At 61.9% G+C, this 8,088-nt stretch carries 9 protein-coding genes; 5 read left to right on the top strand and 4 right to left on the bottom strand.

Annotated features, from left to right (window positions below; all coding sequences use genetic code 11):
• Together EOA86_RS40205 and EOA86_RS13320 are read right to left on the bottom strand one after the other, a co-directional pair.
• The coding region (locus tag EOA86_RS40205) for an aminopeptidase (RefSeq protein WP_164891731.1) at positions 1–113 on the bottom strand (113 nt) is incomplete at its 3' end.
• An 84-nt stretch (positions 114–197) separates the two neighbouring features.
• Entirely contained in the window at positions 198–1,112 is a 915-nt protein-coding gene (locus EOA86_RS13320; protein WP_128342080.1) for a LysR substrate-binding domain-containing protein, read from the bottom strand.
• Positions 1,113–1,209: 97 nt separating this feature from the next.
• Between EOA86_RS13320 and EOA86_RS13315 the strand changes: the two genes are divergently transcribed.
• The 3 genes from EOA86_RS13315 (at position 1,210) to sbmA (ending at position 4,096) form a co-directional block, all read left to right on the top strand.
• A complete protein-coding gene (locus EOA86_RS13315) occupies positions 1,210–1,434 on the top strand; it encodes a hypothetical protein (RefSeq protein ID WP_095518247.1) in 225 nt (74 codons plus the stop codon).
• A gap of 105 nt (positions 1,435–1,539) precedes the next feature.
• The gene (locus EOA86_RS13310) at positions 1,540–2,700 is read left to right on the top strand and encodes a YbfB/YjiJ family MFS transporter (protein WP_127209591.1); all 1,161 of its coding nucleotides are present in this window, start codon (positions 1,540–1,542) and stop codon (positions 2,698–2,700) included.
• Between the two features lie 121 nt (positions 2,701–2,821).
• Positions 2,822–4,096, top strand: a complete 1,275-nt coding sequence (sbmA, locus tag EOA86_RS13305; protein WP_065006172.1) for a peptide antibiotic transporter SbmA — start codon at positions 2,822–2,824, stop codon at positions 4,094–4,096.
• A gap of 28 nt (positions 4,097–4,124) precedes the next feature.
• On the opposite strand, the gene EOA86_RS13300 is transcribed toward sbmA, so the two are convergent.
• Positions 4,125–5,105 (bottom strand): polysaccharide deacetylase, encoded by a 981-nt coding sequence (locus EOA86_RS13300; RefSeq protein WP_128342079.1) that lies wholly within the window; start codon positions 5,103–5,105, stop codon positions 4,125–4,127.
• A gap of 206 nt (positions 5,106–5,311) precedes the next feature.
• On the opposite strand from EOA86_RS13300, the gene EOA86_RS13295 reads away from it, so the two are divergent.
• Both EOA86_RS13295 and der read left to right on the top strand, forming a co-directional pair.
• Complete coding sequence (locus EOA86_RS13295) at positions 5,312–5,977, top strand: tetratricopeptide repeat protein (RefSeq protein WP_128342077.1); 666 nt, start codon at positions 5,312–5,314, stop codon at positions 5,975–5,977.
• Positions 5,978–5,980: 3 nt separating this feature from the next.
• The gene (gene der, locus EOA86_RS13290; RefSeq protein ID WP_128342075.1) at positions 5,981–7,414 is read left to right on the top strand and encodes a ribosome biogenesis GTPase Der; all 1,434 of its coding nucleotides are present in this window, start codon (positions 5,981–5,983) and stop codon (positions 7,412–7,414) included.
• Positions 7,415–7,667: 253 nt separating this feature from the next.
• Here der and EOA86_RS13285 read toward each other — a convergent pair.
• The coding region (locus EOA86_RS13285; RefSeq protein ID WP_128342073.1) for an SDR family oxidoreductase at positions 7,668–8,088 on the bottom strand (421 nt) is incomplete at its 5' end.

Raw genomic sequence — 8,088 nt, 5'->3', positions numbered from 1 at the left:
ACCAGATCCTGCCCCGGCTGCAATTGCAGTCCAACCTTGATGGCGACTTCGGCCAGCCTATCGAGCTTCACCGGGTCGATCGTTGCGGAAACGCCGCGCGAATGTGTGGTCATGATCCTGCCTGTCGCGATGTGGAGTCTGGTTCTCTACATAGATCGCCGCCCCTGAGCTTTCCACCGCGATTGCACGGGGCAGGTTCAGTTCGCGCTGATGTGCGACCCGAATTGCGCCATCGTCGCCGCTATTTCTTCGCGGATCCAGACTTTGAAATCCCTGACCTTGCGGCTTTCGGTCTTGGCGGCGGAGGTCACCAGCCAGTAGCCCAGCCCGCTCTGGGCGCGGACGCCGAAGGGCGCGACAAGGCGGCCGTCGGCAAGCGCGTCGGCGGCCAGCAATTGCCAGCCGAGCATGACGCCGTGACCGGCGATCGCCGATTCCAGGCAAAGCATCGGGTCGGTGAAGCGCGCGCCTTTGAGGAAGGTGACCGGCTTTACCCCGGCGGCCTCAAACCAGCTTTCCCAAGTGATCATCGACCTTTCGTCGGTGATCGCGCAGGTCAGGGCAAGGTCTTCGATCGTTTTCAGTTTGTTGGCGATCACCGGGGCGCAGACCGGGAAGACCTCCTGCGCGAGCAGCAGTTTCGCGCGCCCGCCCGGCCATTTGCCGTCGCCAAGGCGGATGGCGATGTCGATATCGGAGCGGTCGAGATCGGCGATCCGCACTGAGGCGTCGATGCGCAGCAGCACGTTTGGATGGCGGGCGAAATGCCTGGACAGCCTCGGCAGCAGCCATTTCGAGGCGAAAGCCGGTGCGACCGAAACCACCAGCGTGCATTCGGAGGCTTCGTCGGCGAGCGCTATCGCCTGGGCGAGTTCGCGGAAACCTGCCCCGAGCCGGGCGGCGAAGACGGCGCCGAATTCGGTCAGCACGAGACCACTTGCCGTTCGCTCGAACAGCGCCTGGCCGAGTTGCTCTTCCGTCCGCTTGACCTGCTGGCTGACGGCACTGGCGGACACGTTGAGTTCGCTCGCTGCAGCCGAAAGCGATCCCAGACGCGCGACGGTTTCCACGGCGCGCAGGCCGTTGAGGTGGACGCGGTTCAGCATGGCCATACAGTTTTTCTAAACCGACACGATTGAAATCTCAATTGAAACATACGGCGGAAGGGCAGATTTTAAGGAAATAGCCAGACCTATCGAGGAAAATCCGATGAAGATTTTATCATTGTTCAGGGGCTTTTCCGTTGCCGGCGCGCGGCAAAGCCGGTCGCATGAAAGTGAGACCACCCGATGGGCGACCGATCCGCTGTCGCATCCTGTGCTCGACACCATGTCGGAGCGCGAACTCGCTGACGTGCCGTTCAGGCTGACGGCCCGGCGCACTGCCTACGAGACGGGCATCACAGGTCGCCTGCGGCTAATGAAACAGATTTAGCGGTCCGGGCCTCTGCGGCGGACACCTGCCAACAGCCGTTGCGAGCGGTCCTGGCCCAACACAAGCGGATTGTTTGACAGGCTCGTGCACCTATTGTGCACTGCAATGAAAGCCGCCTTGCCATCCCCTTTGCGTCTCGCCTTCGCCGGCATGATTGCCCTGGCCGTTGCCATGGGCATCGGCCGCTTCGTTTACACGCCGATCCTGCCCGGCATGATGGAGGAACTAGGCCTGTCGCCGGCGGATGCCGGCTGGATCGCATCCGCCAACTATCTCGGCTATCTCATTGGTGCACTTGCGGCCGTCGGCGGCTGGGCGCACGGTCGTGAGCGCCTGCTGATGCTGGCTGGTCTTGCCGCCACCGCAGTCCTCACCGGGCTGATGGGCCTGGCCGAAACGATGGCGGCGTTTCTCGTCATCCGGTTTCTTGCCGGTCTGGCTAGCGCTTTTGTCTTGGTGTTCATGTCCAGCATCGTTTTCGGCCATCTGGCCGCAGCCGGCCGAAACGACCTGCAGGCGCTGCATTTCGGCGGCGTCGGTCTCGGCATAGCGGCGTCCTCGGCGCTGATGGCGATCCTCGTCACCGCACAAGCCGGTTGGCCGGCGGGCTGGTTCTGGTCCGCCGTGATCTCAGCCGGCGCCTTTGCCCTCGTGGCACTGCTGCTCGGCAGCACTGCGACCGCCAACGGCGCCGATGGTCGCGAACCGGCGCTGCCGAAGGATCGGTCGCTGGTGAAGATCATTGTCGCCTATGGGCTGTTCGGCTTCGGCTATATCGTGACGGCGACATTTCTGGTCGCCATCGTCCGGCAGGGCGGCGGAAGCCGCGTCTTCGAAGCCATGGTCTGGATGGTCACCGGCCTTGCCGGGATACCCTCGGTCTGGCTTTGGCAGAAGATTGCGGGAAAGATCGGGCTTTACCAGGCTTATGCCTTCGGGTGCCTCGTCGAGGTGGTCGGCGTCACTGCGAGCGTCGCCGTCGGCGGACACATTGGGCCGCTGCTCGGCGGGTTTCTGCTTGGCGGGACCTTCATCGCCATCACCGCGCTCGGCCTGCAGACCGGAAGGCAGCTTGCCCCGCAAGCGCCACGCCGGGTTCTAGCGTTGATGACGGCCTCGTTCGGCCTCGGTCAGATCATCGGTCCGATCGTTGCCGGGCTGCTTGCGCAAGCCTCGGGCGACTTCTTCCTCGCATCGATCATGGCCGCCGCCGTCCTGCTCGTCTCAGGCGCGATCACGTGGTCGGCTGCGCCAAAATCGCCATGATTGTGGTCTTGCTCGGGGCCGGGCATCGCGCACCGGCCATTTTCATTCCGATCGATGTGTGACCTTATGCCCGCTGAACAGCAACGCCGCTGATTTGCGCATCGACCGAGGATTCCCCACCGTGTTCGTATCCTTTTTCCCGCAGCCGAAGCTGTTCTTCATTTCGGCCGTCGCATGGAGCCTTCTGCTCGTCATCCTGTGGTTCTTGGGCGGCGAACACCTTGGCACGATGCTTGGCATGCCGCCGGTCGATCCGCAGGCGCCTATCATAAGCCCATTGAGATTCCTGGTGCCGTCATTCCTCTGGTTTTACGGGTACTTTTTCGCGGGTATCGCTTTATTTTATCTTTTCTGGGCGCTGTATGCCCCACATCCTTGGCAAAACTGGTCGATCCTAGGCTCCGGCCTGGTCATTTTCGTCACCAATTTCATTGTGCAGATAAGCGTGGCGCTAAATGATTGGCGTGGCATGTTTTACGACATGGTGCAGAAGGCGCTTACCACGCCTGGATCCGTTACGCCGGCCGAGCTTTACTACGGAGTGTGGCAGTTCCTGTCTTTGGCTCTGGTTTATATGAGCATTGCCGTTCTGAATGTTTTCTTCGTCAGGCATTATGTCTTCCGCTGGCGCACGGCGATGAACGATTACTTTACCGCTTATTGGCCGAGGCTGCGCCATATCGAAGGGGCGTCGCAGCGCGTTCAGGACGACACGATGCGGTTCTCCGGCACGATGCAGGGGCTGGGTGTTAACTTCATCGATTCGGTTATGACCCTAATCGCGTTCCTACCCTTGCTGGCATCCCTTTCCGTTCACGTTCAAACTCTCCCCATAGTTGGAGCAATCCCTTATCCGCTGGTCATCGCGGCGATCGCTTGGTCGCTGTTCGGCACCAGCTTGCTAGCCGTGGTCGGCATCAAGCTACCCGGGCTGGAATTTCGTAATCAGCGTGTTGAAGCCGCTCTGCGCAAGGAGCTTGTCCTTGGTGAGGACGATACGGCACGAGCTCAGCCACCAACGCTGGCTGAGCTTTTCAGAAATGTTCGGAAGAACTACTTCACGTTGTACGCTCATTATGTCTACTTCGACATGGTTCGCTATCTATATCTCCAAGTTGACAACGTTTTCGCTACCCTCATTCTTGTTCCGACCTTAGCTATTGGTAAGATAACCTTTGGGATTTTTCAGCAAATTGTCACCGCGTTTTCCCAAGTCGCCAGTTCGTTCCAATATCTCGTGAATTCCTGGCCGACCATCGTCGAGCTGATATCCATCTACAAGCGCCTGCGCGCGTTCGAGGCGACGCTTGAAGGCGCGCCGCTACCGGAAATCGACCAAGACTATTTGGAGCGAGAGCGAGCCGGCTTGCGCCCTGAAGATCAGCCGGTAAGTTGAGGAGTAGCGGGCGGCGAGCGCTTCCGGTTCAGCCGCCCACCGACGCCTCACGTCGCCGTGAAATAAAGTCGCGATAGCTGATGCACTCGACATCGGGCTTTGTGCAGACCTCGCCGGCGAAGCGCTCCAGCGCATTCCAGTAGGCGCCGTCATTCATCAGCGTGAAGTGGAAGCCGAGTTCCAGCGGAATGCGTTTTCCCTGGTATTGGGCGTCGAAGGCGGCGCGAAAGGCGTCATAGGTCCGTTTGGCGAATTCGTCGGCCTTGCTCGGCCGCTCGAAGCCGCCGGAATGCCTGACATAGAGATTGTAATCCATCGCGATCACCCGCCTTGTGTCGGGACCTTCCGGAATTTGCGGCAGCGAAAAGCGCGTGATGCCGCTCACGGTACGCGGTCGGGCGGGGCCGCGCGCCACACCGCTCGCGTCGAACAGATAGTCCGCCTTTGGCAGCGCCTCGTAGAGCGCCTTGTTCGCCGACAGATAAGGCGCGCGAAAGCCGACCGCCTTACGCGCGATCTTGCGCCAGCCTGCGGGTTCTGGCGCAATGCCGTTGATCAAATAGGCGTCTTCGAGAATGCGCTTGAACGAACCGAACTCGCTCAGCCAGTCGGCCTTGCTCCAGTCCTTGCCGTCGAAATGGCCGCAAGCGTGGCTGCCGATGTCATGACCTTCCAAGGCGGCAAGGTTTATCTGCTCGAGCCGGTCGGCGACTTCCCGTTTCGAGGCGGCAAAGCCGATATTGGACTTGCCTGATGTCTTGCCGGGCGCCGTGTATTCCTTGCGCGTCTCCGGCGAGAGCAGGAAGACGCAGGACACGAAATAGGTGAAATGGGCGCCGGTGCGAGTGGCCAGCGCCCGGCTGCGCTTCCATTGCGAAATATCGCGGGCGCTGTCGAACGAGATGATGACGGCCTGCTTCGGCTTTTCCGGCGCTGGCGGATCGGCGACAGCAGCGTCCGCCGCAGCAACCACGATCGAGAACGCAACAACGCGGGACAAACGAGGCATCGATCTCTGATCTGGATTGTGAGGAGGGTTCGAGCACCAGCTATCGGCGAAATGTGGCGCGGGTGCGGTCGCCCTTTTTAGTCGTCCTTTACATCGCCTGTCCGGCGACTAGCCGATTTTCCGGTCGAACCCCTTCCATGCCGACAAAATTTCGCTAAAACGCGGGGCTCATGTACCCCCTTCAGGGGCAGGAATGGTTTTGATCCATGTCGGACGACAGTTTTATCCGCGAAGTCAACGAAGAGATGCGTCGCGATCAGGCGCATGCGCTATGGGACCGTTTTGGCCCTGCCTTGCTTGCGCTCGCGATACTGGTGGTGGTTGGCACCGCCGCCTTTGTCGGCTATCGCTATTGGGACGAGACCCGCGCCAATCGCTCGGGCGATGCCTTCTCGCAGGCGCTGAAGCTTGCCAATGAGGGCAAGAGCGACGAAGCGCTGGCAGCCCTCGCTGAGCTGGAGAAGGATGGCTACGGCGCCTATCCGTTGCTCGCCCGCATGCGGGCGGCAACTGTCAAGGCGGATAAGGGCGATTTCGCCGCCGCCGTCAAGGACTTCGACGAGGTCGCCGCCGACACGGACATTCCATCAGGCCTTCGCGACATGGCGCGCCTCAGGGCAGCACTGCTGCTCGTCGACCACGGTTCCTTCGCCGATGTCTCGAGCCGCGTCGAGGCGCTCACCGCCGATACCAACCCGCTGCGCCACACGGCGCGCGAAGCGCTCGGCCTTGCCGCCTGGAAGGAAGGCAAGGCGACGGACGCACTGAAACTGTTCGACCAGATCGCCTCGGATGACAGCGCCCCGCGCAACGCGCGCGAGCGGGCGACTTTGATGTCCGAGCTGATCCGTGGGTCGGGCGGCGTGTCGTGACGGATGACGTTCAAAGTCGCCATCATCGGCCGGCCTAACGTCGGCAAATCGACCCTTTTCAATCGTCTGGTGGGAAGGAAGCTGGCGCTTGTCGACGATACGCCGGGCGTCACCCGTGACCGTCGCGTCCATGCCGCCAAGCTCTACGATCTGCATTTCGACGTCATCGACACCGCCGGCTTCGAGGATGCTGCTGCTTCGACGCTGCCGGGCCGCATGCGCGCCCAGACCGAGATCGCCATCCGCGAAGCCGACCTGATATTTTTCACGATCGACGCCAAGTCCGGGCTGATGCCTGACGATAAGACCTTCGCCGAGATCGTGCGCAAGTCCGGCAAGCCGGTTGTCGTCGTCGCCAACAAGGCCGAGGCGCGCGGCGCCCAGGGCGGCATGCTGGAGGCGTGGGAACTCGGCCTTGGCGAGCCGATCCCGGTCTCGGCCGAACACGGCCAGGGCCTGCCCGATTTGCGCGATGCGGTGATCGCCGCACTGGGCGAGGCGCGCGCCTTCGGCGAAGAAGAAGAGGTTGCGGACGAGGAGCCGGCCGCCAGCGAGGTGCTGATCGGCGAGGACATCACTGATCCGGATGCCGAGCCGAGCTATGACGATGCCAAACCGATGCGCATCGCCGTCGTCGGCCGCCCGAATGCCGGCAAATCAACGCTGATCAACGCGCTGATCGGCGAGGAGCGGCTTTTGACCGGGCCGGAAGCTGGCATCACCCGCGATTCCATTTCCGTTGACTGGGACTGGCATGGCCGCCGTCTGAAACTGTTCGACACCGCCGGCATGCGCCGCAAGGCCAGGATCCACGAAAAGCTGGAAGTGATGTCGGTGCAGGACGGCTTGCGCGCCATCCGCTTTGCCGAGATCGTCATCATCGTGCTCGACGCCACCATTCCCTTCGAGAAGCAGGATCTGCAGATCGCCGACCTGGTCATCCGCGAGGGCCGCGCACCGGTGATCGCCTTCAACAAATGGGATATGATCGACCATCCTCAGGAACTCTTGGCGGAACTGCGCGAGAAGACCGAGCGGCTGTTGCCGCAGGCGCGCGGCATGCAGGCGGTGCCGGTCTCGGCCGAGACCGGGCGCGGCCTCGACAAGCTGATGGATGCCGTCATCAGAACGCACAGAGTGTGGAACAGCCGCGTCTCGACCGGCAAGCTCAACCGCTGGCTGGAAGGCATCCTGGCGCATCATCCGCCACCCGCCGTGGCAGGCCGCCGGCTGAAGATCAAATATGTCACCCAGGCCAAGACGCGCCCGCCGGGCTTCGTCGTCTCCTGCTCGCGGCCGGACGCGATGCCGCAATCCTATGTCCGCTATCTCTCGAACAGTCTGCGCGACGCCTTCGACATGCCAGGCGTGCCGATCCGCATCGCCTTGCGCACCTCGGAAAATCCGTTCGCCGGCAAGGCGAAAAAACGCCGCTGAGCGCTGCGTCTTCTGGGCGCCAGCATCAGGCTACGCTTCGCAGGCGGACTCGCGGGCAGCGCCTGCACATTTTCGGGCAAGCGATTCCACCGCAACCTGCAGCAGGATGTCGGCAAGTCGCCCCGCCACCGGGTCTGGCCCGGCCTTCCTTGCGACGCGGGGACAGCGCCATCTCAGGCAGTGCGGGCAGCCCGGCGATCTGCGGCGTCATCACCCTGACAGTAGCCAGCACGAGTGGGGACAGCCACTGCACCTAATGGGCGGTGTAAGCTCCGTCCACCAGATGGTAGCTCCCAGTGATAAAGCTGGCCTGATCGGACAAGAGGAAGCACACAAGGGCCGCTACCTCTTCCGGTTTCCCGCGCCTGCCCATCGGCTGAAGACCTGCCATGCGCCGGCTGGCTAATACCTCCATTTGCTCCGATAAAAGAGGCGTTTCGATCCAGCCGGGGCCGACGACATTGATCCGGATGCCCATTCTCGCATATTCAATCGCCGCAACCTTGGTCAATCCAACGACCCCGTGTTTCGCTGCCGTGTAAGCGGACGCAGTTGGCAAGCCGACGGAACCGAGAACGGAGGACATGTTCACGATGGCGCCTCCGCCTCGATCCAACATGGCGGCGATTTCGTACTTCATGCTGTAGAAAACGCCATTTAGATTGACGTCTATC

The organism is Mesorhizobium sp. M5C.F.Ca.IN.020.32.2.1 (assembly GCF_004023105.1).
Classification (GTDB): domain Bacteria; phylum Pseudomonadota; class Alphaproteobacteria; order Rhizobiales; family Rhizobiaceae; genus Mesorhizobium; species Mesorhizobium wenxiniae.
Note: the sequence above shows the minus strand (reverse complement) of the source record. Positions and strands in the feature narration are given on the sequence as shown.

Coding starts and splice junctions, on each gene's coding strand:
- EOA86_RS13320 (WP_128342080.1), bottom strand. CDS start 1,112: ATGGCCATGCTGAACCGCGTCCACCTCAACGGCCTGCGCGCCGTGGAA.
- EOA86_RS13315 (WP_095518247.1), top strand. CDS start 1,210: ATGAAGATTTTATCATTGTTCAGGGGCTTTTCCGTTGCCGGCGCGCGG.
- EOA86_RS13310 (WP_127209591.1), top strand. CDS start 1,540: ATGAAAGCCGCCTTGCCATCCCCTTTGCGTCTCGCCTTCGCCGGCATG.
- EOA86_RS13300 (WP_128342079.1), bottom strand. CDS start 5,105: ATGCCTCGTTTGTCCCGCGTTGTTGCGTTCTCGATCGTGGTTGCTGCG.
- EOA86_RS13295 (WP_128342077.1), top strand. CDS start 5,312: ATGTCGGACGACAGTTTTATCCGCGAAGTCAACGAAGAGATGCGTCGC.
- der (WP_128342075.1), top strand. CDS start 5,981: ATGACGTTCAAAGTCGCCATCATCGGCCGGCCTAACGTCGGCAAATCG.